This window comes from Pedobacter riviphilus (assembly GCF_014692875.1).
Classification (GTDB): domain Bacteria; phylum Bacteroidota; class Bacteroidia; order Sphingobacteriales; family Sphingobacteriaceae; genus Pedobacter; species Pedobacter riviphilus.
Window position 1 is genome coordinate 794,968 of record NZ_CP061171.1, and the last position, 26,562, is coordinate 821,529.

Consider the following 26,562-nt stretch of genomic DNA (forward strand, 5'->3'; position numbering starts at 1 on the left):
TAATTTATAAGTGCTTCCAGGTTTTTAATTAAATTTAATACCTTTTATCAGTTCGTTTATTAAATTTTCAGCATTCTTTTTATCTTCATTTACACCATTTGGGTATTCCATTTCAATAGTAACAAGTTTTTTATTTGCTTTATTGCTTACTTCAATCTTATAAAAAGCTTTTGGTTTTATACTATAATTTAAAATTAAGCAATCTTTGTTATCGATATGTTTTATCTCTAATTTATCATACTTGGGCATTTTTTCCTTTATATAATCATCGGGCCATTCACTTTTTCCTGCAAAAAACCTCACAATTACATTGTCTTTTTTATAAGCAAAATCAACTACCAATAACTTATAAGGTTCTGGTAAAACGCTGCCATTGAGTATCTTGTTTATTAATTCTTTATTCTCTTTATCGTCAAATGCATTTAGTCCTTTGGGTAGGACGATCGCAATTTTATGATTTAGCTTTATTTGTTTTTGTGCTAAAAGCGTTAGGGGTAAAATAAGTGCTATTATTGTTAATCTAATTTTCATAATGCAGTTAATGATTCAATATTTTTATCGTTCTGCTCCTTTACATAAAATCACGATCAAAAAAAATGCCCCGATTTATACGGGGCATCTATATTGTAACAGCTATTTACTTATTTTTTGCTGTATTCTGCGTTTAAGCCTTTAATTACTTCTGATGTTACATCTAAGCTTTCATCAGCAAATAAAATAGCACTATTACCTTTTGAGTAAGTTAAAACCATTTTATAACCTTTTTCTTTAGCGTAACCTTTTAAATATTCAGCTACTTTATCGTAAAGTTTTTCATTCTCAGCAGCTTGCTCATTCTGTAAAGCTCCACCAGCATTTTGTTGGTAAGTTTGTAGTTCTTGTTGTTTACGTGCTAAACGCTCTTCAGTACTTTTACGTTGATCGGCCGATAAAGTTTGTGCCGATTGCTGGTATTGTGCAACTTCTCTTTGAAAAGCCTGACCTTTAGCCTGCATATCTGCCTGAGCATTTTTGGTCTTACCTTCAAATTTCACTTTAAGATCTTTGAAGTATTCATATTTTGTAAGTAACGAGTCGGAGTTTACATACACAATTTTCTCAGTTGGAGAAACCGCTGCAGTAGTACCCTCTGTTTTTTTAGTTTCTGTAGTTTTAGTGTCTTTGTTCTGGCATGCAGAGAAAGCAGTTATCAAAGTTGCTGTTGCAAGTAAACCAAAGGTTTTAAAGGTTCTTCTTTCCATTCTTGTTTAATAAATTTTAGCAAACTTATATAAATTAGTTTTGATATGCAATTTAAAGAAAAGCCTATCGCAATACAAGTTGCTGTAAAACAGATTTGCCTTTGGCGGCAGTATGCTAAGCGTTTAATGTAATCAGCGCTAAACCACTAACGTTAACTGCTCAATCTGGTAGCAGTGATTTTGAAAAGCTAAGTCGGTATTTTAAACATTTGTTCGTCCCGCTGTCCGCTTTATTGCATGCCCGCTGCCATCGGGTTTAGATGGCAGCGTTGGTGTTACTATTTAGGGTTGCAGGGTGGCCATGGCAAATTTCAGAACATAACTCAACCACAGATAGAAAGGATGCGCACAGATATAAAAATCCGTGTTAATCTGTTGTTAAAAACCTTAACTTCATGAAATTGCTAGCGGGATGGTTTGGAAATTAAATAATCTTCTCTCGGCCCATCAATACGGCCCGTTGGTTGCCAATTGCATAATTGGCGTTTTCGTTCCATAGGAACGTTTGGTAAGTGACCAAAAAGATAGGGTTTTTATATCTCTGTTTGTAGCGCTTTGTTTGCTTTTCAAAAGCCTGTTTAAGCAGCCTTAACTAGGTTTATGCCTAATGTTTTAGTGCAGAGCGTTTATCGTTTTTTAATGCCCTAAAACTTATCCACATATTGGGTTAAATGCCAAAATTTCCGTATTTTTGATACTTATTGTTTTTAATTAAAATATGAGCGAAGAACAGGATTTAAAGTCAAATTATTCGGCAGATAATATACAGGTTTTAGAAGGTTTGGAAGCGGTGCGTAAGCGCCCTTCAATGTATATAGGTGATACTGGTGTAAAAGGTTTGCACCACTTGGTTTACGAGGTTGTAGATAACTCCATTGATGAGGCTTTAGCCGGTCATGCAGATACAATCGATGTTAGAATTTTAGAAGGTAACTCCATCAGGGTTGAAGATAATGGTCGTGGTATTCCGACCGGTATTAATACAAAAGAAAATAAATCGGCGCTTGAAATCGTAATGACGGTTTTACACGCGGGTGGTAAATTCGATAAAGATACCTACAAAGTATCAGGAGGTTTGCACGGTGTGGGGGTAAGTTGCGTTAACGCCCTGTCTACACATTTAAAAGCCGAGGTTCACCGTGAGGGTAAAATCTGGATGCAGGAATATAACATCGGTAAACCTTTATACGATGTTAAAGAAGTGGGCGAAACCGATAAACGCGGTACCATTGTAACTTTTAGTCCTGATGCAACCATTTTCACCCAAACTACTGAGTATAAATATGATACTTTGGCTGGCCGTTTGCGTGAGCTGTCTTTCTTGAATAAAGGGATTAAATTAACGCTAACCGATGAGCGTGAAAAACTTGATGATGGCACTTTCTTTTCAGAAACTTTCCATTCAGAAGGTGGTTTAAAAGAGTTTGTTGCCTTTTTGGATGATACCCGTACTTCAATTTTAGCAGAGCCGATTTATATCGAGGGGATCAAAAATGGTATTCCGGTTGAGCTAGCTTTCCAGTATAATGACAGTTATGCGGAAAATGTTCACTCTTATGTAAATAACATTAATACCCACGAGGGGGGTACACATATAGCTGGTTTCCGTAGGGGTTAACCCGTACTTTAAAAAATTATGCCGATAAGGAAGGTTTATTAAAGAACGTAAAAATGGAAATCACTGGTGATGACTTCAGAGAAGGTTTAACTGCGGTTGTTTCGGTAAAAGTGCAAGAGCCACAATTTGAAGGACAAACCAAAACCAAACTTGGAAACAGTGAGGTTATGGGTTCTGTTGATGTTGCGGTTGGAGAGGCTTTGGGTAATTACCTTGAAGAAAACCCTAAAGAAGCCAAAATGATTATCAATAAGGTAATCTTAGCGGCAACTGCACGTGCTGCGGCGCGTAAAGCACGCGAAATGGTGCAGCGTAAAAGCGTGATGGGTGGTTCGGGTTTACCAGGTAAATTAGCCGATTGCTCAGATAGTGACCCAGAAAGATGTGAGATTTTCTTAGTTGAGGGTGATTCTGCGGGTGGTACCGCTAAACAGGGTCGTGATCGTAACATCCAGGCAATTTTACCACTAAAAGGTAAAATTTTGAATGTTGAGAAAGCGATGGAGCATAAGATCTATGAAAACGATGAGATCAAAAATATGTTTACCGCAATCGGAGTTAGTATTGGTACGCCAGAAGACAATAAAGCGTTAAATTTAACTAAACTCCGTTACCATAAAATTGTAATCATGACGGATGCCGATATCGACGGGTCGCACATTACCACGTTGATTTTAACATTCTTCTACCGTTATATGAGGGCTTTGATCGAAGCTGGATATGTTTACATTGCATCTCCACCACTTTATCAGGTTAAAAAAGGTAAAGAATTCGAATACTGCTGGAATGATGTACAACGCGATGCAGCTGTACAACGTTTAAAAGGTGCAGGTAAAGAAGATAGCGTACACATCCAACGTTACAAAGGTTTGGGTGAGATGAACGCTGAGCAGCTTTGGGATACTACATTGAATCCTGCTACACGTACCTTAATGCAGGCTACAATCGAAAGTGCAGCAGAATGCGACCATACTTTCTCGATGTTAATGGGCGATGAAGTTGCTCCACGCAGAGAATTTATTGAGCGTAACGCAAAATATGCAAAAATTGATGCTTAAGTTGAGCCGAAAGCTTAAAAATTAAAGCTAAAAGCGAAATAGGTAAACCCTCTTTAAGTTAAAATCTTGAAGAGGGTTTTTTGTTTCTTAGGTTATTAACTTTAAATTTTATATACATAATTTTCTTATGTATGTGATTTTTTATATATTTGGAGTATGGCAGTTAATAATGAATTATTTAAAGGTACTTTGCAGACCATCATTTTAAATCTTTTATCAGAAAATGAGAAGATGTATGGTTATGAGATTACTCAAAAAGTAAAATCTATTACCCAGGGCGAGTTAATGTTAAAGGAGGGGGCATTATATCCTGCCTTACATAAATTAGAAGCCGAAGGTTTATTGGAAACAACAACAGAAGTGGTAGAAAACAGGGTGAGGAAATATTATTCCTTATCAAAAGATGGAGAGAAAGAAGTCGTAAATAAATTGCAGGAAGCGAAAGATTTTATTGCCCAGCTACAGTTATTATTAAACTTAAAACCTGCAATTTAATGAGACTAACAGCGCAACAGCACCAGGAAATTAAGGGTTATATTTTTGATGTACCAAAATACATAGAAACCTATAATGAGGTTTATGATCATGTTGTAAATGCCCTCGAAGATAAAGATGAGGCTTACAGTACCGAATTGGTTGCTAAAATTATCAATGATGATTTTGGAAGTTTTAATGAGATTAAACAACAGGAAGAACTTTACCAAAAACAGATCAATAAAAACAGGCAAACCTTTTTCTAAACGAACTTATAAATTCGTTTAAATGGCCCGGTTTACTAAGTAATATCGCGAATCTAATACTTTGCGTTTTTATTTATTGGGGTGGTACACGCTTAACCTTTAATACTAAACCAATAATGGGAGCGATTTTTATTTGTTTTATTCTGGTAACCCTTTTTATGTATACCAAAATATGGATCAGTAAAAGAAAAAATAAGAAATATTCGATTTTCGATAATGCTTTAGGTAGCTTATCTAGCTTTGGTTTGTTTGTTAGTGTTTTTACTTTCTATTGGTTCGTTAGCAAGGATAGTTTAATTTCCTTAGGCGAGCACAATAAAGTTATCATACTCCTCATATTATATTTTTTCTGTAGTCTTTATATAAGGTCATTTAGGAAATTTTATAACCAAAAAATTAAAATACTTATTGCATACAGATGAATTTAACAAAAGAACAACTTGACTACATCAGGTCTTTTATTCAGCAAAAAGGCTATAATTACATTGATGTTCAATTGGAGATTTTAGATCACGTAGCATCATCAGTTGAAGAAAAAATGGAAGAAAATCCATTGCTTGGTATTGATGCTGCAATAAATGATACGCAAGAAGCTTTTGGACCTGATGGTTTTGCTGTTATTCAAAAATCTGTGGTTAATGGATTGAAGAAAAAATACAGTAAATTTTTCTGGCAAAACTTTCTGGACTATTTTGGTTATAAATACATCCTGTTGGTTTTATTTCTAGGTTTTGTTGTTTACAAACTTCAGGAGATAGTAAGCAATGATGATTTTTATATGATATACATCGTTGGGATGTTTGGTGTTATTGGGCTTTTGCTCCTCTATAATATCAAAGATTCTATTTATAAAAAATACATGTCCTATAAATCATCTGTTTCCTTTTTAATGTTTTTAGGTCCATTTTTAGCTATTACCAATATAGCTATTAATAAAAGCGTTACAATAGTAAAAATTTTCTCATTAAACAGAAGTTTTCTTATTGTATCAGTACTGATAACTTTATTTGTAATTTATTTTATTGCTGCACTTAAAACGGCCAAGGTTGGAATGAGAGCGAGTAAGCATATAATGGATAAGTACAAACTTGTGTTGTAAGAATTAAGAATGGTGATGTGCCACTAGGCTTTAGCGTGCACATTAAGATAGTTTTGTACCTATCAATGACGATCATTTTATAAAAAAACAAAGCCATTCAAAAAAATGAATGGCTTTTGTATTATACACTATTGCAAATGGCCGCTCTTTATCCAAAGAGAAAGCCACCGCCCTTAACTAACCATCTCACAAGGAGATTTATTTTTAGGCTTTGGAGTTATTACAGGATGTAATATGATCCTACCGGAGCCAATTCTGTCTGAGGTTTGTCCTCATATATTTTATTATCGTCTAACATCTGGCAAAGATCGCGTTCAATAGTTCGGCAAATTGTGGTAGTTGGCGTATCTGTAGGTTTGTTTTCGAAGGGATCCTGAAGATGAACGGCCATTTTTTCTACCAATAAAAAGAATGCGGCAATAGCAACCACTAAAGGGACTTCCATGTAACCAAAGTATTCGATTAAACCAAAAGGCAGTAAGACGATGAACAAATGGATAGACATGTTAATATATTTGCTATAAGTAACCGGAAAAACGGTGTTTTTAATTCTTTCCGATCCCCCCATGTGATTACATAAACCTGTTATTGTTTTGTCTATTTCTATCTGCTGGTATTTATTGATCCAGCCTTCCTGCAGTGCCCTTTTTAAATCCATGGCATGTAACTCCAATATAGTGGCGGTTACATTTTTGCGTTTCTTGATGAAGGCCACTTCTTCTGCAGAAAGGTATTCTTCCAAACCTTTTCTTGGATTAAAACCACGCAATGATTGACTTAAGGCATAACACCATGCAATCTGCCTTTTAACAAACCTGGCCTTAAATTCCTCAATTTCGTCTAAAACATAAGGATTCTCAACGAATGATAATATCTGGCGGGAGAGGGTTCTCGAATCGTTAACTATGGCACCCCAAAGAATTCTGGCTTCCCACCATCTATCGTAGGCCTGGTTAGACCGAAATGCCAATAGAAGCGAAATGATTGTTCCTAGTAAAGCTGGTACAGCAACAGGAATGGAAATGCGTGTAACATGAAAGTTTTCATACAGTACCACAATGCCTATGGAGTAACCAATCACAAACAGGAGCTCTTTTTTGATCTTTCCGAATATATAAGTGAGCGGAATATTATTTCGTAACAGCATGATATAAAGTTTAAAATGTGATAATTAAGCGTTAGTTTCTTGTAACTGTGTTTCGTGTATTTTGGTGTCAATTAAATTTTCGCTGGTATGAAGGGTCAAAGTGTTTAATTGAATTACTTCACAACCTGCACGTTCTGTCAATATCTTAGGGTCGATGCTATATTTGTTGATTGGCGTAAAATTGTACTCTTTTAAGTAGGCAATGCGTTCTATATCAAAAGCTTCGATAAAATTTTTGAAAGCCGCTACTGTACTTCCATAAAAATATTCTATCCCAATAGTATTGATCTGTGTAGGGTACTTTGCCTTGGCTTGATTTAGTTGTTGGTAAAATTCGTCGCTAACATTTTCGTAATCGCGGCTGCGGCGACTCAACATTAACATATCGGTTATCGAATCTGATAATTTAAAGGCATGTACAAAAATGATGTTTAAGCTTTCATTTTTTTGATGTTGAACAAGCGCATCAATAATTTTAATGCTTTCTAATTTAAAATCGGTTGGTACTAATACTGTTTTCATCGCTATATCTTGTTTAAATGAATTGAAAAATTATTTATACAAGTTTAGCGCGATGTTATTACAGCAAAATAAGAGCAAGATTAGAATAAGATTAGAACGTACTCTTTTTTGGAGTGACCGTTTTATTCATTATTAGTTCATTTATGCGATAACCAATGAACTAACTTTTCGTAGGCAATAAAACCTTTATCTCTGAACCAATTCCTTCTTGCGATTTAATGGCAATACTACCTCGGTGCAAACGGATGATATTTAGTGAAAGTGGTAAGCCAACACCATAACCTTTAAAATCATTGGTGTTAGATGCACGATAAAAGGGTTCAAATATATGCTGTATATCTGTTTGTGGTATTCCAATTCCTTTATCGGTTACCGCAATCGAAAGCATATTGGCATTGCTTTCGATACTAATGTTTACCAGATTCTCATTTGAGTATTTACAGGCATTATTTACAATATTACTGATGGCAAGTTTCATTAAGTTTTTGTTTGCCCTCAGTGTGAGTAATTCTTCATCATCAGGAAGTTTGGTAAAGTCGATTTCTATTTTACTGTTGGGGTGTACCTGATTAACTGATTCTTTAATTTCCCATAACAGCTCGTCCATCCGTACCTCTTCCCAGGGTTGGTTTTTTCCATTAAAGCCAGATTGTGCCAGGCCCAGTAAACTGGTTAAGATATGTTCTAATCTTTCTGCCTCATCTTTAATTTTCGCTAAAGCTTTTTCCTGTTTTGCTGTATCCTCGGTGCTTTTCATCGCCAGTTCAACCTCAGCACTAATAATGGTTAATGGTGTTCTCAATTCGTGCGAAGCATTACTGATGAAGTTATTCTGTGTTTCGAAAGCTGTTTCTAAGCGGTTAAGCATGTTATTAAAGGTTTGGGCCAATTGCGACATCTCATCGTTACCTTTTTTTACATCCAACCTTAAATGTAAATTTTCTGCCTTTATTTTTTTTACGCTTTTAATTATATTTCTTAATGGCATTAACATGTAATTGGAGAATTTCCAGCCAACAACAAAAGATAAAATAACTGAAAGGAAAAAACCGATTATCAAGATTCTTTGAAGATCTTTTAACTCCCGAAAACCAAATGGATCGTTTGCAGAAACAATTACTATATAGCCATTATCGTTATACTTAAAGTATTTTCCGGCGTAGAAATGGTTTTCTACTCTGTAACGGGCCATATAGCCTGCCTTAATCCGGTCATAAAAAGTAGGCGGTAATTCGCGGTCAACCTTACCCGGTGTTTTGCCAGCCTCGATAATATATTCCTTCTCAGAAGGCAACCGCTCCAGGTATTGATTTCGCATTCTTGCGTAAACCTTATTGTTTCCATCTTCGTAGAGTTTAATCTGGGCAGCAATATTAACCCTGGCCTCTAGGCGTTTATAAAAATCTTCAAAGGCGAAGTCGTTAGAAAAATACCAAACAAAACCACTTAATAAGGAGATAATAATTGCCGATAAAATTGCAAAAAGTAAAGTGATTTTCTTTGCTATCTCCATTTATTTTTCCTTTAATATATAACCTAAACCTACTGCGGTATGGATGAGCTTTTGATCGGCATTTTTATCTATTTTTTTGCGGAGATAATTAACATAAACATCAACCACGTTGGTGCCAAGGTTAAAATCGATATCCCAAACATTTTCTAAAATATCTATTCGGGATAAAATTTTAGATTTGTTTTTGGCCATGTATTCGATTAACCGATATTCTGTTGCCGTAAGTACAATTTCCTGTTGATTTCGTTTTACTGTTTTTGCGCTTAAATTAATCTGGAGGTCTGCCACGGAAATAATCTGATCTTGCGAAGCCACTCCACGGTACCGCCTCAATAGCATTCTGATCCTCGCAAAAAGTTCAGCAAATTTGAATGGCTTTATTAAATAATCATCAGCACCATTATCCAGTCCGTTTACCACGTTTTCGGTAGTACCCAAAGCCGTAAGCATAATAATGGGGGTATTTGGTTTTTGTTCTTTAATGATTTTGCAAAGCTCCAATCCGTTTATTCCAGGTAGCATGATATCGAGAATAATCAGGTCGAATTGATTTTCTAAAGCCATCTGTTTTCCGATTAAACCATCTGGAGAAATACTCACGGTAAATCCCTCGTCAGTTAAACCCCTCGAAATTACAGATACAACGCTCGGTTCATCTTCTACAAGTAATAAATTCATTTGCTGGCAAGTAATCTAAAAAATAGGGAATTACAAAATATTAATTGATTGTTAGCTGGTTTTAATGCTTTTTTAACGCAAAACCGACACAATTGTTTGGATTTGTTAAAATTGAAGCATAAAAAAACCTCTCAAACGAGAGGTCTTTTTATGCCATCGTCAACTTTAAAAGATTCTGAGCGCAGCGAAGAATGACAATGGGACTCCGTGCTTCAGTATCTCTTGGCAAATCTTTCGACAATGCTCAAACTGACACCGTATTCTAGATCCCTTTTTCTGATTTTTCTTTCAAGAATTTTAGTCCGTCTTCAAAATCTTTACCGATCATTTTATCCATGCTTACAAATACACACATCCATTTACTGATCAGGTTATTTTCTCCACTCATTGTCCAGGTTACCTTATTGCTACTTCCTTCTGGTTGGATATCGAATTTGGTATCTGCCAAACTTTCAAAAGGTTCGATAAATTTTAATTCAATATCTACCTGTTTGTTCGGTGTTACACTTTTTATTTTCATATAACCACTTCCTGTCTCCTTACCTTTCCATTCGTATATATGACCTGGCTCACCTGCTACGCCACCATAAGTACTTTTTGCTGAAGGTTCCATTTTTGCCCACGGATTCCATTTGTAGAATTCTTTAAAGTCTACAACGTTTTTGTAAATGGTGCTGTCTGGAGCATTGATTACAGTAGACCTGCTTACGGTATAATTTTTTGGCAAGAAGAAGCCGCCTACAACAATGATTATTGCCAATACGACAATAATGCCAAGTAAGATTTTGAGGAATTTCATGTTTGATTTTAGTTTGGTTAATTAAATTTATAAAGAAAGCAGTTTAAATCAAAGTAAAAAAACTTAAACGATTTTGATCTTCGATTGCGGCAAATTTATTTTAAAGTGCATCAAATCTGCGATAGATTGTGCTTTTTGTTTAATCAAATCTGCATTAGGTCCCACAAAGAAATCGTCTACAGTTTGGAAAAATAGTTTTTTCCAAGCTTCGAAGGCTTCAGTTTGCAGGGGTATCTGTTCGTTCAAGGCAAAATGGCTAAGCATAGGATTTCCTTTATAAATTGCTTTTCCGAAAAGAATACTTTCCCAGAAATCGTACATTTTTGGAAGGTGATGCGACCAGTCTACTTTGGCAACATCGGTAAATATTGGACCTATCTGTTGGTTAAGCGCAACATTTTTGTAAAATGAATCCACTAAAAGCATAATATCTTCTCTATTATGAATATCTTTTTTCATGGTACAGCGATTTTAAACTTAAAAACCCCAGTGCAATTAATGACAGGAATTTTATAGTGTCGATAATGATGTATAAAATATGGTGATAACTTTTGATTGGAGCATTGCCTGCCAAAACCTGTTTTGCCCTTTCATCGAGTACTGGCAGTAACCAAAAAGTGTCTACCATTAAAAGGATTGTAATTGAGAAAAGTAAAATACTGCGGCTGTTTTTTAAAGGTGCTGGTAAGGAGCAGGCTAAAATGATGATAACCAATACAATCTCTATTTTATTGAGTGCCTGAAAAACTAGTTGCCCAATGCCTAAGCCAAGTGGGATGGTAATTCCTGGAGCCTGGAATTTTAATGGGGCTTCTAAAAAACTAATTCCACCTATTAAGCCTGCCCAGAAAATAACACAAAAGATTGTGATTAACTTTTTCATCAGGATCAAATATCATTTAAAATACCTTAATAAAAATGATCAAAGTCATAAAACTAAATTACGACTATCTATAAAGCCTAAGGACCATTTTCTTGTAATCAATAACGGCTTTATACTGCATTAAAATATCTCCACCAATAATACTCATAATAGGTGGGTGACCAAATTGTTGGTAGGTATCACTCACCGATTGTAGATCGAAAGCCACGGTTTCGTAGTTCTTGATTTTTAACGATCCGATTTTTAGTTCAGGAATAGTTGCTTGGATGGTTGTGGTGGTGGTAAAAAGGGTGGCAGCATTAATTTCGTCAGATACCTGTAAGGTTTCTGAGAGGTGTTGCTCAATCAACGATTTATCGAACACACTTCGCGAGGCACCAGTATCTAAAACAGCAAAATGTTTTTCCTTAAAAACAACAACTTCTACCAAAAGGTGGAAACCGTCATCCTGTAAGTTTATCAGTTTTAGTGGGATTGAAATTGATTTCATTGTGTTTATTGATGTTGTACTGAGGAAGAAAGCAGCTTGTAGTTGTCAATTACTGAATAGTCCTATTAAAATTGCCAACAGGTGGTTAAAAATAGACGGATGTAAAAGAACGGTCGTCATTCTCGCGCGGGCGGGAATCTTAAAGCCAATTGCATTAAGATTCCCAATCGAATTGGGAATGACGAACCGAGGAAACCTATCTTGGTAATTAAATGCTTTCGTTAAAAATTAATCTTCAGAATGGTATTAAACCAATTTCATTTCTGCCAGCACACTATTCATATTTCTTACCGCATCGGCGCTTTTGTTAAATGCGGCCTGTTCATCTTCAGTTAATTTAAAATCGATGATTTTTTCCCAGCCATTGCGGCCAATAATTACGGGTACACCTAAACATATATCTTCTTGTCCGTATTCACCTTCGAGCGGAACACAGCAAGTAAACAGTTTTTTCTCATCACGCAAAATGGCTTCAACCAATGCTGCGCCTGCGGCACCTGGTGCATACCAGGCCGAAGTGCCGATTAAGCCTGTTAAAGTAGCGCCACCAACCATGGTATCGGCTGCAACTTTATCTAGCGTAGCTTTATCCAATAAATTAGTAACCGGTAAACTTTGGTATGTAGCTAAACGGGTTAAAGGAATCATGGTGGTATCGCCATGGCCGCCAATTACAAAGCCCTGCAAATCGTTAGGATTGCAATTTAAAGCTTGCGATAAATAAAATTTGAAACGGGAGCTATCTAACGTTCCGCCCATGCCGATAATACGGTTTTTAGGCAGGCCTAATGATTTTAAGGCTAAATAAGTCATCGTGTCCATTGGGTTACTGATCACGATGAAGATAGCTTCTGGAGAGTATTTTAAAATATTTTCGGCAACACCTTTAACAATACCAGCATTAATACCGATTAGTTCTTCGCGGGTCATCCCCGGTTTGCGGGGCAAGCCTGAAGTAATTACTACTACATCAGAACCAGCCGTTTTGCTGTAATCGCCCGTAACCCCGGTAATTTTGGTGTCGAAACCTAAAAGGGTTGCGGTTTGCATCATGTCAATCGCTTTACCTTCGGCAAAACCTTCTTTAATATCTAATAATACAAGTTCGTTCGCTAATTCTTTGCGGGCAATATTATCTGCACAAGTGGCACCAACTGCGCCTGCGCCAACAACCGTTACTTTCATATATTTTATTTTAATGGTTTGCGTATCGTTAAATCCTAATCGAAGGTAGAAATAAATATAAGGTTTAAAAATCCTTTTCAAAACTTTATAATTTAATCCGCATTTATTTAGTAAGTACTAAACAATGATTTTTTGCTCTAACAAATTATGGAAAACAAAGCCATTTCTAATATCGGTATTTATTATGGCCGCGAACCTAAAATGGAAGCAGATTTATTGGTACATATTATCGAAAGGTGCAGCGTAGCGAAGAATCTTTTTGTTGCTTTAAGCCTCGCAGTTTTTCAAAGTTGCGAGGTTTAGCCCCCAGATCATACTACTACTGGTGGTAACTAAACCTGATTATAATGGTAGCTGCCGGCTGCGCCCTGGCATTACAAAATGGAAAGCGGGACTGAAGACCTGATGAAAGACCGAACTACTTATTTCCGAAAATAATAAACTTTATAATGATTTCGGGATTAATGCTTTAAAAAAAAGCCTATCAGTTTTAAAACCCGACAGGTTTGACAGCCATATTTTGTTGATAAAATCCTGACAACTTCAACCTTCAAATTCCTTATTTTTGAAGAACCGTTATTATTCTAAAACGGTTAATTCTTTACCGCACAATATGTACTTAATTTTTGATACTGAAACCACTGGTTTGCCACGTAATTATAATGCACCTATTACCGATACGGATAATTGGCCGCGTTGTATACAAATTGCATGGCAATTGCATGATGAGATGGGGAGATTGGTCGAACATCAGGATTATTTAGTTAAACCAGAGGGTTTTAATATTCCGTATGATGCAGAAAGAATCCACGGTATCTCTACCGAACTCGCTACCGAACAAGGTGTCAGTTTCGACGAAATGCTGGCCAAATTTAACGAGGTTTTAAATAAGGCAAAGTTTATCGTAGGGCAAAATGTTGGTTTCGATGTGAACATCATGGGCTGTGAGTTTCACCGTTTTGGGGTGGCCAATCGTTTAGCAGAAATGCCTGTTTTGGATACCTGTACCGAAGTTACCGCCCAGCTTTTACAATTGCCTGGAGGTAGGGGTGGAAGATTTAAACTGCCAACCTTAACCGAGTTACACGCTTATTTGTTTGGTGTTCCTTTTAACGAAGCCCACAACGCAACTGCCGATGTGGAAGCAACTACACGTTGTTTCTTAGAGTTGGTAAAAAGAGAGGTTTTCAAAAAAGAAGAATTACAGGTTGATGTAGAATATTTTCCTCGTTTTAGAGAAGTAAATCCAGCTACGATTGAAGGTGTTGGTTTAAAACACATTAATTTAAAAGCTGCTTCTGATGAAATCCGCAAACGCCAGCAAAAAACGGAAAGCGGTGGAATTTCTAAACAAACACTTGCAGATAATAAACAAGAACTTGCAGCAGCCACTTTTGTGCATTTGCATAACCATACCCAGTTTTCGGTATTGCAGAGTACCATCAGTATCCCCGACCTGGTAAAAGCTGCGGCGGCACAAAAAATGCCTGCGGTAGCCATGACCGATCATGCAAATATGATGGGAGCTTTTCACTTCGTAAATCATGTTTTAAACCATAATAAAGCTGCTGAAGCAAAAAATGCTGCAGCAATTGAATCGGGCGAGCGCCCAACCGAGGTGGTCATGACACCTATTGTTGGAGTTGAGTTTTTTGTTTGTGGCAACCACTTAGACCGGACAGCAAAAGATAATGGTTACCAGATGGTACTGTTGGCAAAAAACAAAAAAGGCTATCATAACCTGGCTAAAATGTCGTCTATTGCCTATACTAAAGGTTTTTATTACGTTCCACGTATCGATAGGCAGGTAATTGAACAGTACAAAGAAGATATTATTGTCCTTTCCGGAAACCTTGCGGGAGAGATTTCGAATAAAATATTAAATCTCGGCGAAAATCAGGCAGAAGAAGCTTTACTTTGGTGGAAAGCTCAATTTGGTGATGATTTTTATGTAGAGATAATGCGCCATAACCAGGAAGATGAAGACCGTGTAAACGAAACTTTAATTGCCCTGGCCAATAAACATTCAGTTAAACTGGTGGCCACCAATAATACTTATTATATTAATAAAAAGGATGCCAACGCTCACGATATTTTACTTTGTGTAAAAGACGGTGAAAAACAAGCCACACCGATAGGTCGCGGTCGCGGCTACCGTTACGGATTGCCAAACCAGGAATACTATTTCAAATCGGGCGATGAAATGAAGGCGCTTTTTGCTGATCTGCCTGAGGCAATTTTGAATATTCAGGAAATTCTGGATAAAATTGAAATCTACAAACTTGCCCGCGAGGTACTCTTGCCGAAATTCGATATTCCTGAAGAATTTTTGGTTGCCGAGGATGAAGCCGATGGTGGAAAACGTGGTGAAAACAAGTTTTTAAGGCATTTAACCTACGAAGGTGCTAAGCGCCGATACGGAACATTAACGGATGATGTTATCGAACGTTTGGATTTTGAGCTGGCAACGATCGAAAAAACCGGTTATCCGGGTTATTTCCTGATCGTACAAGATTTTATCGCTGAAGCGCGAAACCTTGATGTATCAGTTGGTCCAGGCAGGGGGTCGGCGGCAGGTTCTGCTGTTGCTTATTGCCTCGGGATTACCAACATCGATCCGATTAAATACGATCTCCTTTTCGAGCGTTTCTTAAATCCGGATCGTGTATCTATGCCCGATATCGATATCGATTTTGATGATGAGGGTCGTGGCAGGGTAATGGACTATGTAATTAATAAATATGGCGCCAACCAGGTAGCACAGATTATTACTTATGGCACCATGGCTGCCAAATCGTCTATCCGCGATACGGCACGTGTGTTAGACCTTCCATTGTTTGAGGCCGATAAAATTGCCAAGCTGATTCCGAATATGAAGCTGGCTAAAATTTTTAACCTTGACGAAAAAAGCTTAAAAGATGCTTTGCGGCCAGATGAATATGAGAAAGTTTTAGAACTTAAAAATCTAGGCAGTCAGAAAGATTTAAGTGCAGAAACCATTCAGCAGGCACAGATTTTAGAGGGATCGTTGCGTAATACGGGTATCCACGCCTGTGGGTTATTATTACACCGAGTGATATTACCAATTTTGTTCCCGTATCAGTAGCCAAAGATTCTGATTTATATGTTACCCAGTTTGATAACTCCGTTGTAGAAAGCGCGGGTTTATTAAAGATGGACTTTCTGGGGTTAAAAACCCTTACCCTAATAAAGGATACCGTAAAACTGGTTAAAAAACGGTTTGGTATTGATCTCGATCCGGATAATTTCCCTATTGATGATACCTTGACTTATGAACTTTTCCAACGTGGTGAAACCATCGGGATTTTTCAGTACGAGAGTCCGGGTATGCAGAAATATATGAAGGAGCTAAAACCAACGGTTTTTGACGATTTAATTGCGATGAACGCATTATATCGCCCAGGACCAATGGAGTACATCCCAAGTTTCGTTCGTCGTAAAAATGGCGAAGAAGAAATTAAGTACGATTTAGATGCCTGCGAAGAGTATTTGAAAGAAACTTACGGAATTACCGTTTACCAGGAGCAGGTAATGCTTTTATCGCAGAAACTGGCCGGATTTACCAAAGGTGAGGCCGACGTGCTGCGTAAAGCAATGGGTAAGAAGCAGAAAGATGTTCTAGATAAAATGAAGCCAAAGTTTGTGAAACAAGCGGCCGAAAAAGGTCATGATGCTGCAACTTTGGAAAAAATATGGAAAGATTGGGAAGCATTTGCATCCTATGCCTTCAATAAATCGCACTCTACCTGTTATGCATGGATTGCCTATCAAACCGCATACTTAAAAGCACATTATCCTGCTGAATATATGGCTGCGGTACTATCCAATAACATGAGCGATATTAAACAGGTAGCTTTCTTCATGGAAGAGTGCCGCCAGATGAGTGTTACGGTATTAGGTCCCGATGTAAACGAATCCGATCTTAAATTTTCGGTAAATGCCAAAGGCGAAGTTCGTTTCGGTATGTCGGCAGTAAAAGGTGTTGGTGAAAAGGCAGTAGAAAGTATTATTGAAGAAAGATCGGCAAATGGCCCTTATATTAATGTGTACGATTTCGCCAAGCGATCCAACACACGCATTGTAAATAAAAAAGCTTACGAGAGTTTTGTGTATAGTGGTGCTTTCGATGCATTTGGAGGTCATAGGGCACAGTATTTTTATATCGGCCCGAACGATAAAATGAACGGCATCGAAAAGATTATTAAATATGCCAACGATTTTCAAAACAACGAAAGTACCTCACAGGCTTCTTTGTTTGGCGGCTCTAAAGCTGACCTCATTTTAGAACCAAGTTTGCCAGTTTCGCCAGAATGGGCATTAATGGATAGGTTAAAATACGAAAAAGATGCTATTGGGATTTTCCTATCTGGCCACCCCTTAGATAATTATAAACTGGAGCTCGATAAATTCTGTACACATGGTGTTAAACAGCTGAGTATCATTAATAAGGTGCGTATGGGCGATAGTAACGAAGATATATTAGCCGAATTCGAAAAACTAAAAAACCGGGAACTTTGTGTAGGCGGACTCGTAGTTACGGCATCGCAAAGGATTACCAAAACAGGTAAGCCATTTGGTACTTTTGTTTTCGAAGATTATGAAGATGCAAGTGAAATGGCCTTGTTTGGTGAAGATTTTCTAAAATTTAAATCGTTTTTAACCGAAGGATATTTCTTACAGATTAGAGGCAGGGTTGGTGAGCGTTTCGGTAAAGCTGGCGATTGGGAATTTAAAATCACCGCCATTAATTTAATGTCTGAACTGAGGGATAAATTAGCGAAAAGTTTAACTATCCAAGTGCCAATTGAACGGGTTAACGATCAACTCATGCGGGAGATTGAAGCTATATTAGCAGACAATAAGGCAAACTCTGAGCAGCAGAACTGCCAACTTAACTTCGCAGTTTTTGATCGTGAAAAAGAGATTATGTTGGATATGCCATCCAAAAATCTTAAAATAAATCCGAGTAATAAGTTTTTGGAACAATTACTAGGGCTTAATGTTGTTAATTACAAGTTAAACTAGTGTTTGGCGTTCCTGATGCATCATGCTGAATTTATTTCAGCATCTTAATCGTGATAGATCCTGAAACAGGATCAGGTTGATGTGGGTATAAAAGAGTTTACGTAATGTCAAATTGACATTACAGATGGGTTGGCATTACAATTGAATACATATATTTGAACATAAAAAAAATAATTATGGCATTAGAAATCACAGATGCAAACTTCGAGGAGCTTGTATTAAAATCAGATAAACCCGTATTAGTAGATTTTTGGGCAGAATGGTGTGGCCCTTGTCGCATGGTTGGTCCAGTAGTAGAAGAAATCGCAAAAGAATATGATGGCAAAGCGGTAGTTGGAAAAGTAAACGTTGATAACAACCCTCAAATTTCAATGCAGTTTGGTATCCGTAACATCCCTGCTTTATTATACTTTAAAGGCGGTGAGGTTGTTGACAAACAAGTTGGTGCTGTTCCAAAATCAGTATTGGCTGAAAAATTAAACAAGCAATTGGCTTAGTTTAAGCTTAAAACAAAAATAACAAAGCCCAAGGGCTTGTAACATATTTAAAACCCAAGTTCATTTGATGGATTTGGGTTTTTTATTGCAAACATAATTTTGTTTCTTTAATAAAAAACTCACAATCATGTCTATTAACTTATTTAACAATAAAACTTTAGGTATTTTATTGGCAGGTATAACACTAAACTGTGCAAATATTGCATGTGTATCGGCGCAGAACCCTGTTGAAACCAATGAACCATCAGCGGATTATAAGCCAGCATTTGCCGGGCAGACCCGAATTGCAGGTGTAAAGACCAAAACCCCTCTGGATATCAAGATTATTAATGAAAAGTTAGAAAATCCGTGGGCCATTTCAGTTCTTCCGAGTGGCGGCTTCTTAATTACTCAAAAGCAGGGTACCATGGTAATCCTTACGCAAGATGGTAAATTAAGCAAAAAAATAACCGGTTTGCCAAAGGTAGATCCATCTGGCCAGGGCGGTTTATTAGATGTAACCTTAGACCCGAACTTTGCAAAAAATAGGATGATTTATTGGGCTTATTCTGAACCACAGGATAAAGGTGTTTTATTGGCTATTGCCAAAGGTAAATTGGCGGCAAACGAAACCTCAATCGAAAACCAGACCATTATTTACCGTGCTACACCAGCTTATACCGGTAAACTGCAGTACGGATCGAGAATTGTTTTCGATAAAAATGGAAATTTGTTTGTAAGTACAGGCGAGCGTTCAGGTAACGATATCAGGATACAGGCACAATATTTAAATTCTTCGTTAGGAAAAATTTTGCACCTTACCCCTGAGGGAAAGGCAGTGGCAAATGGTCCATTTGCAGGTAAAGCTGACGCCCGACCTGAAATTTATGCTTATGGACTCCGTAATCCGGATGGTTTAGCCATTAATCCCTCAACCGGAGATTTATGGGAAGCAGAATTTGGACCGAAAGGTGGCGATGAGGTAAACATCATTAAACCAGGCAAAAATTATGGCTGGCCGATTATTACCTATGGAACAGAATATAGTGGAAAAAAAGTTGGCGATGGTATTACACAGAAAGAAGGCATGGAACAACCGGTTTATTACTGGAACCCGAGCATCTCGCCCGGTTGTATTGCTTTTTATAACAATAACAGCATAGCCGAGTGGAAAGGTAATTTATTTGTAGGTGGTTTAAGTGGTTCGCATATTATCCGATTGGTGATAAAAGATGACAAAATTGTTGGCGAAGAGCGTTTGCTGGAAGGTAAAGGCGAACGTTTCCGCGATATGGTGGAAGGTAAAGATGGTGCACTTTATTCGGTAACCGACAATGGACATTTATATAGGATAGCGAAGAAATAATTAGGTTTTTTAAAATATTAATCCCGAATTCTTTATTGGAGTTCGGGATTTTTTGTTTAGTCAGATTATTAGTATTTTGGAAATGTGGGGTTCTGCTTTTCATCGGGGTTTTCAGTCCCGCTTTCCGTTTGTAGTTAGCCGGTGCTTGGACCTTTGAAACTTCGAAAGTCTTGGGTACTTTTTTAATTTTTTTTAATAAATCTTTTATTAGCTTTACCATATGCAGGCTGTAAACTACGAGAACGAAACAAGCTATGGTAATTTAGAATTGCTCGCCCAACAAGTGGTAGAAGGTTTTATTACGGGGCTGCATAAAAGCCCTTTTCATGGCTTTTCGGTCGAATTTGCTGAGCACCGACAGTATAATAATGGTGATAATGTTAAAAATATCGACTGGAAATTATACGCCAAAACGGATAAACTTTATAGTAAACGTTTTGAAGAAGAAACAAATTTGCGTTGTCAGTTTGTGATTGATGTTTCCTCATCAATGTATTTTCCAGAACCTAAAAACAACAAACTGATTTTCTCCATACAGGCTACTGCCTCATTAATGTACCTGTTGAAGAAACAGCGCGATGCCTTCGGTTTAAGCTTATTTACAGATGAAATACTGTTAAATTCGCCAGCAAAGTCGACTACTGTACACCAAAAATATTTGTTTACACAATTAGAAGACCTGTTGCACAAGCCTAAGGTAAACGCGCAGACTAATTTGAGCGAAGCTTTACATCAGGTTGCTGAATTAATTCATAAACGCTCTTTGGTTATTATTTTCAGTGATTTATTTAATACGCAAACTAGTGCCAATAAAACAGACGAATTTTTTGATGCCCTGCAGCATTTAAAATTCAACAAACATGAAGTGGTGGTTTTTAACGTAGTAGATAAATCAAAAGAAGTGGAGTTTAATTTTGAGAACCGTCCATACCAGTTTATCGATATGGAAACAGGAGAAACGATTAAAGTGCACACTAATCAGGTAAAGGAAAATTATACAGCGGCAATTTCCTCTTATCGTCAGCAAATTGCGCTAAAATGTGCCCAATATAAAATCGACTTAATTGATGCCGATATGATGGAGGGCTTTTACCCAATCCTTCAGTCTTACCTAATCAAACGGCAAAAATTAGGTTGAAATTTTGTTACAAACAACAGCACGCTAATGCTGTTTAATAAAAAGGTTTAAATTTAAACTCCACAATATGTTAGAAAAAGGCGCTATAGCACCAGATTTCGAATTGAATGCTACTCCCGATCAGAAAATAAAACTTAAAGATTTTAAAGGTAAAAATGTAATCCTGGCTTTTTATCCTGCCGATTGGAGCCCGGTATGCAGCGACCAAATGGCACTTTATAACGAAATGCTAAAATATTTTAACAAGTATGATGCACAGATTTTCGGTGTTTCCGTTGATAGTGTTTGGTGTCACCTCGCTTTCGAAGAAAATAGAAAACTGCATTTTCCCTTATTGGCAGATTTTGAACCAAAAGGCGCAGTATCAAAAGCTTATGGTGTGTACGATGAAGAACTTGGCGAAAGTAAAAGAGCACTTTTTGTTATTGATAAAGAAGGGAAAATTGCCTGGAGTTATTTGTCGCCAATAGCCGTTAATCCTGGTGCCGACGGAATTTTAGAGGCATTAGAGGAATTAGATAAGAAATAAGTTATGAGCACTTTAAAACCAGAAATAAATAGTCGAGATCATATTCAAGGTGATGATTCGGCGAGTGTAACCATTGTGGAGTTTGGCGATTATCAATGCCCGTATTGTGGCAATGCCTATCCGATTATGAAGGAAATTGAAGAAACATTTGGCCATCAGATCAGATTTATCTTCCGCCATTTTCCTTTGGCAAATGCTCATGAGTTTGCTTTTCCGGCGGCTATTGCTGCAGAAGCCGCAGGTTTACAAGATAAGTTTTGGGAAATGCACGATGCACTCTTCGAAAATCAATACCGTTTAAATGGTGAGCTGTTCGACGAATTGGCTGAAACGATTGGTTTAGACCTGGAGCAGTTTCAGCAAGATTGCACTTCGGAAGAAATCAAAAGCAAAATAGAAAATGATTTTGATAGCGGTGTACGGAGTGGTGTAAATGGAACGCCTTCATTTTATGTAAACGGAACCAAGTTTGACGGAGGTGCAACCGATTTGTACCAGATGCTTAAAGAAAGTGCCGAATAAGTTAAAATATGCAAGGCGGCGATCAACCTTTTATATATAAGCTTAGTAATTTATAGGGTAAGCCTCTTTAGTCGAGCGAAAAGTTAACTTTTATGCTGTATTTGAAGCGAAGGCTTTTGATTACATGAACCTCACAATCATCCTTAACTAAACGCTGGGAAATGACGAATGATTGATTAGGCTTAAGGTTAATCTTCTGATTTATATTATATGCTTTATTGCAGCCTTTAGCCACATAACCATCCAAACAAAAAGAAATGTCAGTTATTACTTGTTTGGTTGTGTTTTTAATCGTGATTTTGGCAAATGTACCTAAATCGCTATTGTGTATATATTTGACTTCTTTCACGTAAACAGTGTTTAGCCTGTTGGTGGTATCATTTAACATTGATTTTGATGATTCAGGTTTTTGAAAAGCCGTGATTTTACCCTGCCTCACCTGTTTCCTTATTTCCTGAAAAGGCATTTTTAAAACTCCACAACAGATAATCATTAATATTCCTAATTCTTTAGTAAGCATAGTTTGAGCTGTTGTGGTTCAATAACCGTAAGTTATTGTTTTTTTTTAAATAAACCTATTGCATCATTTATACCCTCATGGTACAGAATTTTAAATAAAAAACCTCATGTATTTTGCAATACATGAGGTATCAGATAAGGGTAACCGGAAAACTAAAAAACTAATTATGAGTTTTTAGAATTTAACAAAATTGAAATCGCTTCGTGTTTTGTTATATCAAAGGTGCACTTCAATTATGAAGTTTTAGTGAAGAAACTTCATCCATTCCATATTGCGATACTTCTGTTACAACCGCTCTGACGAAAGTCTTCAGTAAGTCAGATTGGCTTATTTTTTGCCTGTTATTCAAAACAATATAAGTGCTTCATCTATTTATAAGGTAACAATGAACAATCCCTGATTAAAAAATACTTTCATGAGTAAAAATGTGGCAGAACAACTGGTTGAAATGCTGGTTGAAGTTGGTGTAAAAAGAGTTTACGCCGTTACTGGAGACAGTTTAAATTATTTTAACGATGCGGTAAGACGAAATGGCAAAATCAAGTGGATCCACGTTCGCAATGAAGAAGCTGGAGCCTTTGCAGCAGCAGCAGAAGCTGAGCTTGATGGAATAGCCTGTTGTGCCGGGAGTTGTGGCCCGGGCCATGTGCATTTGATTAATGGACTTTATGATGCGCATCGCTCGCATGTTCCCGTAATTGCTATTGCATCAACCATTCCAACCAACGAATTTGGTATGGATTTTTTTCAGGAAACCAATACCATTAAGTTATTCGATGATTGCAGTTATTACAATCAAGTAGCCACCACCGCGGCACAAGTCCCAAGAATGTTTCAAACCGCCCTTCAACATGCCATTCATAAAAAAGGAGTTGCAGTTTTTGGCCTGCCGGGTGATGTGGCTGAGCTGGAAGCCGTTGAAAGTGTAACTTCCATGCAATTGTTTAATAATAAGCCGGTCATCCGCCCTTCCGACCTGGAACTAAATGATTTATCTGCTTTGCTGAATAGCGAAAAGAAAATAATGCTTTATTGTGGAATAGGGGCAGCCGAAGCGCATGATGAAGTAGTTGCACTTGCGGCTAAATTAAAAGCACCTGTTGGGTTTTCGTTCCGTGGTAAAATGGGTATCCAATATGATAATCCTTACGAAGTTGGCATGACAGGTCTTTTAGGTCAGCCATCGGGTTACCATGCCATGCACGAAGCTGATGTAGTACTATTGTTGGGAACGGATTTTCCATATGTAAACTTCATGCCCGAAAAGAACAAGATTGTACAGATTGACGAAAAACCTGAACGGTTAGGTAGAAGAGCAAAACTAACAATGGGTTTATGCGGAAATATAACTGACTCGATTAAGGCATTATTACCGCTTTTAGAAGAGAAGAAAGACGAAAATTTTCTGAAAAGCCAACTCGAATTCTATCAAAAGGTTAAAGAAAGACAACAGGTTTACGTAAACGATCAGGGCGAAGAAAATAAAATCCAGCCTGAATTTGTTGCCGAAACCCTTAACCGCTTAGCTGCAAACGATGCCATTTTTACGGTAGATACTGGCATGTGCTGCGTTTGGGGAGCACGTTTTATTGATGGAACGGGCAAACGTAAAATGCTCGGTTCTTTTAATCATGGCTCGATGGCAAACGCTATGCCAATGGCCATAGGGGCTGCCTTGGCACATCCCGAAAAACAGGTAATTGCCCTTTGTGGCGATGGAGGTTTATCAATGCTCTTAGGCGATCTGGCCACCATTAAACAATATAATCTGCCAGTAAAGCTAATCGTTTTTAACAACAGGGCTTTGGGAATGGTTAAGTTGGAAATGGAAGTTGATGGCTTGCCCGATAATGAAACAGATATGATTAACCCTGATTTTGCATTGGTTGCGCGGGCCATGGGCTTTAAGGGAATAACCGTAGCCAAGCCTGAAGAAGTGGAAACAGCAATCAGTTATGCACTAAATGAAGATGGGCCTGTTTTGCTAAATGTGATGACGAATCCGAATGCTTTGGCGATGCCACCAAAAATAGAATGGGCGCAAATAAAAGGCATGACAGAATCGATGGCAAAATTAATGCTGGGTGGAAAAATGAGCGAGGTTATGGATACCATAAAATCGAATTACAAACATTTGGGAGAAGTACTGTAGTTTAGAAAAGCTTCGTCATTCCCAATCAAGTTGGGAATGACGAGCTATTTTAAAAATTATCTAACTATTTTTTCTTATAAAGTCCCTGCAACTGTGTTAACGCTGCTATCAATTTCTCTTCATCACCTGCTAAACAATAATATTTAATTCCATTTTTATCATTGTCAGGTTCATCTTCACGCTTTTCGAAAATAGGATAAATTGATTTAAGGGTTGTACTATTCTGTTCAGGGCTAACTTTAAATCCTTTCCAATGCTGTATCTGCGATTTATTGGAGGTTTCTATCCTGGCATGATCTAAGCTGGAAAAGGTTTTTCCGATGGTGAAAATCCCGAAATTCATTTCTTCATCAATAGAGAATGAATTTGCTGTAATTTTAAATTTAGTTTCCTCGCCATTATGTAAGGCAATATCGGTTCCACCAATTGCTTTCGCCAGCAATTGATTGATGGTTTTTACAATTTCGGCTTTTGGTTGGGCGAAGCCGCCGAATGATCCAGCCAGTAATAAGACCAGCATTAGTTGTGTTTTCATAATTCTTTAAGGTTAAATATTTGTGTGTATCTAAATTTAAAGAATTATTTGATTTAACACATACCAAAAAATGAGTAAATAAAAAAGGCAACCAGATTTACTGATTGCCCTTAATTTATGTTGTTGGTGATACTATAAATTTCCCCTCAATTCCTGTTCGCGTTCCAACGATTCAAATAAGGCTTTAAAGTTACCTGCGCCAAAACTTTGTGCGCCTTTACGCTGAATAATTTCGAAGAAAAGGGTAGGGCGGTCTTCAACTGGTTTAGTGAAAATCTGCAATAAATATCCTTCCTCATCGCAATCGACCAAAATACCCAGGCTTTCCAGTAGTGAGATTTCCTCGTCAATTTTACCTACACGCTGTGGCATCATATCGTAATAAGCTTCTGGTGGGGCACTTAAAAACTCCACACCGCGCGCTTTCAATTCTTTAACTGTTTTAACAATATCTTTAGTGGCAACAGCAATATGCTGAACGCCTTCACCTTCATAATATTCCAGGTATTCTTCAATCTGCGATTTCTTTTTGCCTTCGGCAGGTTCGTTAATCGGGAATTTCGAATAGCCATTTCCATTGCTCATTACCTTACTCATCAAAGCCGAATATTCTGTGTTGATCTGCTTATCGTCAAATGATAAAATGTTCACAAAGCCCATTACATCCTCGTACCATTGTACAGCCTCGTTCATGCGGTTCCAGCCTACATTACCCACACAATGATCGATGTATAAAAGGCCGGTATCGGTAGGTTGATAATCGCTTTCCCATACCCGGTAACCTGGCATAAAGGTTCCATTATAGTTTTTACGCTCGATAAACATGTGTACAGTTTCGCCATAAGTATAAATGCCACTCATCTTAACCTCTCCATTTTCATCAGTCAAAGTTTGTGGCGCTAGGTAGGGTTTCGCACCACGTTTTGTGGTTTCTTCAAAAGCGCTGTAAGCATCGTCTACCCAAAGCGCTAATACTTTTACACCATCTCCATGTTTTTTTACGTGCTCCGATATCGGGTGATCTGATTTTAACGCTGTAGTTAAGATCAATCTGATTTTTCCCTGTTGCAATACATACGATGAACGATCGCGTACACCAGTTTCCGGGCCGGCATAAGCCAGGCTTTGAAACCCAAATGCGGTTTTATAGTAGTGGGCAGCTTGTTTAGCGTTGCCTACATAAAATTCGATATAATCTGTTCCGTTAATAGGCAGAAAATCTGGTGCTTTTGATATTTTTTCTGCGAATGTTTGTGTTTCCATTGTTGTTATTATTTTTAAATGGCTAACCGCTTAATTGTTTAA

General features: G+C 37.4%; 24 protein-coding genes and 2 pseudogenes. 12 read left to right on the top strand and 14 right to left on the bottom strand.

Annotated elements, in window-relative coordinates; translation table 11 throughout:
• Nucleotides 1-24 precede the first annotated feature (24 nt).
• Both H9N25_RS03250 and H9N25_RS03255 read right to left on the bottom strand, forming a co-directional pair.
• Nucleotides 25-531 (bottom strand): hypothetical protein, encoded by a 507-nt coding sequence (locus H9N25_RS03250; RefSeq protein ID WP_190327924.1) that lies wholly within the window; start codon nt 529-531, stop codon nt 25-27.
• Between the two features lie 110 nt (nt 532-641).
• On the bottom strand, nt 642-1,241 hold the full coding sequence (locus H9N25_RS03255; RefSeq protein WP_167293293.1) for an OmpH family outer membrane protein: 600 nt from the start codon (nt 1,239-1,241) through the stop codon (nt 642-644).
• Between the two features lie 718 nt (nt 1,242-1,959).
• Here H9N25_RS03255 and gyrB point away from each other — a divergent pair.
• From gyrB to H9N25_RS03275, 4 genes and pseudogenes are all read left to right on the top strand, one after another.
• Nucleotides 1,960-3,917 (top strand): annotated as a pseudogene (gyrB, locus tag H9N25_RS03260) (DNA topoisomerase (ATP-hydrolyzing) subunit B).
• Nucleotides 3,918-4,073: 156 nt separating this feature from the next.
• Nucleotides 4,074-4,412 carry a PadR family transcriptional regulator gene (locus H9N25_RS03265; RefSeq protein ID WP_167293295.1) on the top strand — a complete coding sequence of 113 codons (339 nt, stop codon included), beginning with the start codon at nt 4,074-4,076 and terminating at the stop codon, nt 4,410-4,412.
• A complete protein-coding gene (locus tag H9N25_RS03270; protein ID WP_190327925.1) occupies nt 4,412-4,657 on the top strand; it encodes a hypothetical protein in 246 nt (81 codons plus the stop codon). Before H9N25_RS03265 ends, H9N25_RS03270 begins: the two co-directional genes overlap by 1 nt.
• Before the next feature lie 418 nt (nt 4,658-5,075).
• A complete protein-coding gene (locus H9N25_RS03275; protein ID WP_190327926.1) occupies nt 5,076-5,756 on the top strand; it encodes a hypothetical protein in 681 nt (226 codons plus the stop codon).
• Nucleotides 5,757-5,976: 220 nt separating this feature from the next.
• On the opposite strand, the gene H9N25_RS03280 is transcribed toward H9N25_RS03275, so the two are convergent.
• The 9 genes from H9N25_RS03280 to mdh form a co-directional block, all read right to left on the bottom strand.
• On the bottom strand, nt 5,977-6,903 hold the full coding sequence (locus H9N25_RS03280) for a bestrophin family protein (RefSeq protein ID WP_190327927.1): 927 nt from the start codon (nt 6,901-6,903) through the stop codon (nt 5,977-5,979).
• 24 nt (nt 6,904-6,927) lie between these two features.
• On the bottom strand, nt 6,928-7,425 hold the full coding sequence (locus H9N25_RS03285; protein ID WP_190327928.1) for a hypothetical protein: 498 nt from the start codon (nt 7,423-7,425) through the stop codon (nt 6,928-6,930).
• Nucleotides 7,426-7,585: 160 nt separating this feature from the next.
• Nucleotides 7,586-8,938, bottom strand: a complete 1,353-nt coding sequence (locus tag H9N25_RS03290) for a sensor histidine kinase (RefSeq protein WP_190327929.1) — start codon at nt 8,936-8,938, stop codon at nt 7,586-7,588.
• Nucleotides 8,939-9,616 carry a response regulator transcription factor gene (locus H9N25_RS03295; protein WP_190327930.1) on the bottom strand — a complete coding sequence of 226 codons (678 nt, stop codon included), beginning with the start codon at nt 9,614-9,616 and terminating at the stop codon, nt 8,939-8,941.
• A gap of 262 nt (nt 9,617-9,878) precedes the next feature.
• Nucleotides 9,879-10,415 (bottom strand): SRPBCC family protein, encoded by a 537-nt coding sequence (locus H9N25_RS03300; RefSeq protein WP_190327931.1) that lies wholly within the window; start codon nt 10,413-10,415, stop codon nt 9,879-9,881.
• Nucleotides 10,416-10,478: 63 nt separating this feature from the next.
• A complete protein-coding gene (locus H9N25_RS03305) occupies nt 10,479-10,874 on the bottom strand; it encodes a group III truncated hemoglobin (RefSeq protein WP_190327932.1) in 396 nt (131 codons plus the stop codon).
• Nucleotides 10,855-11,298: a hypothetical protein gene (locus H9N25_RS03310; protein ID WP_190327933.1), complete on the bottom strand. Its 444-nt coding sequence runs from the start codon at nt 11,296-11,298 to the stop codon at nt 10,855-10,857. Before H9N25_RS03310 ends, H9N25_RS03305 begins: the two co-directional genes overlap by 20 nt.
• A gap of 64 nt (nt 11,299-11,362) precedes the next feature.
• Nucleotides 11,363-11,788 carry an aspartyl protease family protein gene (locus H9N25_RS03315; RefSeq protein WP_167293305.1) on the bottom strand — a complete coding sequence of 142 codons (426 nt, stop codon included), beginning with the start codon at nt 11,786-11,788 and terminating at the stop codon, nt 11,363-11,365.
• 246 nt (nt 11,789-12,034) lie between these two features.
• Nucleotides 12,035-12,973, bottom strand: coding sequence for a malate dehydrogenase (mdh, locus tag H9N25_RS03320; RefSeq protein WP_190329080.1), 939 nt, complete (start codon nt 12,971-12,973; stop codon nt 12,035-12,037).
• 147 nt (nt 12,974-13,120) lie between these two features.
• On the opposite strand from mdh, the gene H9N25_RS03325 reads away from it, so the two are divergent.
• The 7 genes and pseudogenes from H9N25_RS03325 (at nt 13,121) to H9N25_RS03355 (ending at nt 22,050) form a co-directional block, all read left to right on the top strand.
• Entirely contained in the window at nt 13,121-13,276 is a 156-nt protein-coding gene (locus H9N25_RS03325; protein WP_190327934.1) for a hypothetical protein, read from the top strand.
• A gap of 310 nt (nt 13,277-13,586) precedes the next feature.
• Nucleotides 13,587-18,019: pseudogene (gene dnaE / locus H9N25_RS03330) on the top strand (DNA polymerase III subunit alpha).
• Between the two features lie 176 nt (nt 18,020-18,195).
• A complete protein-coding gene (gene trxA / locus H9N25_RS03335; protein WP_039482143.1) occupies nt 18,196-18,516 on the top strand; it encodes a thioredoxin in 321 nt (106 codons plus the stop codon).
• Nucleotides 18,517-18,643: 127 nt separating this feature from the next.
• On the top strand, nt 18,644-19,861 hold the full coding sequence (locus H9N25_RS03340) for a PQQ-dependent sugar dehydrogenase (protein ID WP_190327935.1): 1,218 nt from the start codon (nt 18,644-18,646) through the stop codon (nt 19,859-19,861).
• A gap of 220 nt (nt 19,862-20,081) precedes the next feature.
• Complete coding sequence (locus H9N25_RS03345) at nt 20,082-20,999, top strand: DUF58 domain-containing protein (RefSeq protein WP_167293312.1); 918 nt, start codon at nt 20,082-20,084, stop codon at nt 20,997-20,999.
• 67 nt (nt 21,000-21,066) lie between these two features.
• Entirely contained in the window at nt 21,067-21,528 is a 462-nt protein-coding gene (locus H9N25_RS03350) for a redoxin domain-containing protein (protein ID WP_190327936.1), read from the top strand.
• A gap of 3 nt (nt 21,529-21,531) precedes the next feature.
• The gene (locus H9N25_RS03355; RefSeq protein ID WP_190327937.1) at nt 21,532-22,050 is read left to right on the top strand and encodes a DsbA family protein; all 519 of its coding nucleotides are present in this window, start codon (nt 21,532-21,534) and stop codon (nt 22,048-22,050) included.
• Between the two features lie 67 nt (nt 22,051-22,117).
• Here the strand turns inward: H9N25_RS03355 and H9N25_RS03360 are convergent, their stop codons facing one another.
• The gene (locus H9N25_RS03360; RefSeq protein ID WP_190327938.1) at nt 22,118-22,570 is read right to left on the bottom strand and encodes a hypothetical protein; all 453 of its coding nucleotides are present in this window, start codon (nt 22,568-22,570) and stop codon (nt 22,118-22,120) included.
• Nucleotides 22,571-22,985: 415 nt separating this feature from the next.
• Between H9N25_RS03360 and H9N25_RS03365 the strand changes: the two genes are divergently transcribed.
• Nucleotides 22,986-24,722, top strand: coding sequence for a thiamine pyrophosphate-dependent enzyme (locus tag H9N25_RS03365; RefSeq protein WP_190327939.1), 1,737 nt, complete (start codon nt 22,986-22,988; stop codon nt 24,720-24,722).
• Between the two features lie 64 nt (nt 24,723-24,786).
• On the opposite strand, the gene H9N25_RS03370 is transcribed toward H9N25_RS03365, so the two are convergent.
• Both H9N25_RS03370 and hppD read right to left on the bottom strand, forming a co-directional pair.
• Nucleotides 24,787-25,257 carry a hypothetical protein gene (locus tag H9N25_RS03370; RefSeq protein ID WP_190327940.1) on the bottom strand — a complete coding sequence of 157 codons (471 nt, stop codon included), beginning with the start codon at nt 25,255-25,257 and terminating at the stop codon, nt 24,787-24,789.
• Nucleotides 25,258-25,389: 132 nt separating this feature from the next.
• Nucleotides 25,390-26,520, bottom strand: coding sequence for a 4-hydroxyphenylpyruvate dioxygenase (hppD, locus tag H9N25_RS03375; protein WP_167293318.1), 1,131 nt, complete (start codon nt 26,518-26,520; stop codon nt 25,390-25,392).
• Nucleotides 26,521-26,562 lie beyond the last annotated feature (42 nt).

What these genes read in the sequence shown, in the direction of transcription:
- H9N25_RS03365 (WP_190327939.1), top strand. Translation starts at nt 22,986, where the DNA reads ATGAGTAAAAATGTGGCAGAACAACTGGTTGAAATGCTGGTTGAAGTT.
- H9N25_RS03255 (WP_167293293.1), bottom strand. Translation starts at nt 1,241, where the DNA reads ATGGAAAGAAGAACCTTTAAAACCTTTGGTTTACTTGCAACAGCAACT.
- H9N25_RS03250 (WP_190327924.1), bottom strand. Translation starts at nt 531, where the DNA reads ATGAAAATTAGATTAACAATAATAGCACTTATTTTACCCCTAACGCTT.
- H9N25_RS03315 (WP_167293305.1), bottom strand. Translation starts at nt 11,788, where the DNA reads ATGAAATCAATTTCAATCCCACTAAAACTGATAAACTTACAGGATGAC.
- H9N25_RS03310 (WP_190327933.1), bottom strand. Translation starts at nt 11,298, where the DNA reads ATGAAAAAGTTAATCACAATCTTTTGTGTTATTTTCTGGGCAGGCTTA.
- trxA (WP_039482143.1), top strand. Translation starts at nt 18,196, where the DNA reads ATGGCATTAGAAATCACAGATGCAAACTTCGAGGAGCTTGTATTAAAA.
- H9N25_RS03325 (WP_190327934.1), top strand. Translation starts at nt 13,121, where the DNA reads ATGGAAAACAAAGCCATTTCTAATATCGGTATTTATTATGGCCGCGAA.
- H9N25_RS03345 (WP_167293312.1), top strand. Translation starts at nt 20,082, where the DNA reads ATGCAGGCTGTAAACTACGAGAACGAAACAAGCTATGGTAATTTAGAA.
- H9N25_RS03285 (WP_190327928.1), bottom strand. Translation starts at nt 7,425, where the DNA reads ATGAAAACAGTATTAGTACCAACCGATTTTAAATTAGAAAGCATTAAA.
- H9N25_RS03355 (WP_190327937.1), top strand. Translation starts at nt 21,532, where the DNA reads ATGAGCACTTTAAAACCAGAAATAAATAGTCGAGATCATATTCAAGGT.
- H9N25_RS03340 (WP_190327935.1), top strand. Translation starts at nt 18,644, where the DNA reads ATGTCTATTAACTTATTTAACAATAAAACTTTAGGTATTTTATTGGCA.
- mdh (WP_190329080.1), bottom strand. Translation starts at nt 12,973, where the DNA reads ATGAAAGTAACGGTTGTTGGCGCAGGCGCAGTTGGTGCCACTTGTGCA.
- H9N25_RS03295 (WP_190327930.1), bottom strand. Translation starts at nt 9,616, where the DNA reads ATGAATTTATTACTTGTAGAAGATGAACCGAGCGTTGTATCTGTAATT.
- H9N25_RS03275 (WP_190327926.1), top strand. Translation starts at nt 5,076, where the DNA reads ATGAATTTAACAAAAGAACAACTTGACTACATCAGGTCTTTTATTCAG.
- H9N25_RS03265 (WP_167293295.1), top strand. Translation starts at nt 4,074, where the DNA reads ATGGCAGTTAATAATGAATTATTTAAAGGTACTTTGCAGACCATCATT.
- H9N25_RS03300 (WP_190327931.1), bottom strand. Translation starts at nt 10,415, where the DNA reads ATGAAATTCCTCAAAATCTTACTTGGCATTATTGTCGTATTGGCAATA.
- H9N25_RS03305 (WP_190327932.1), bottom strand. Translation starts at nt 10,874, where the DNA reads ATGAAAAAAGATATTCATAATAGAGAAGATATTATGCTTTTAGTGGAT.
- H9N25_RS03350 (WP_190327936.1), top strand. Translation starts at nt 21,067, where the DNA reads ATGTTAGAAAAAGGCGCTATAGCACCAGATTTCGAATTGAATGCTACT.
- H9N25_RS03360 (WP_190327938.1), bottom strand. Translation starts at nt 22,570, where the DNA reads ATGCTTACTAAAGAATTAGGAATATTAATGATTATCTGTTGTGGAGTT.
- hppD (WP_167293318.1), bottom strand. Translation starts at nt 26,520, where the DNA reads ATGGAAACACAAACATTCGCAGAAAAAATATCAAAAGCACCAGATTTT.
- H9N25_RS03280 (WP_190327927.1), bottom strand. Translation starts at nt 6,903, where the DNA reads ATGCTGTTACGAAATAATATTCCGCTCACTTATATATTCGGAAAGATC.
- H9N25_RS03270 (WP_190327925.1), top strand. Translation starts at nt 4,412, where the DNA reads ATGAGACTAACAGCGCAACAGCACCAGGAAATTAAGGGTTATATTTTT.
- H9N25_RS03370 (WP_190327940.1), bottom strand. Translation starts at nt 25,257, where the DNA reads ATGAAAACACAACTAATGCTGGTCTTATTACTGGCTGGATCATTCGGC.
- H9N25_RS03290 (WP_190327929.1), bottom strand. Translation starts at nt 8,938, where the DNA reads ATGGAGATAGCAAAGAAAATCACTTTACTTTTTGCAATTTTATCGGCA.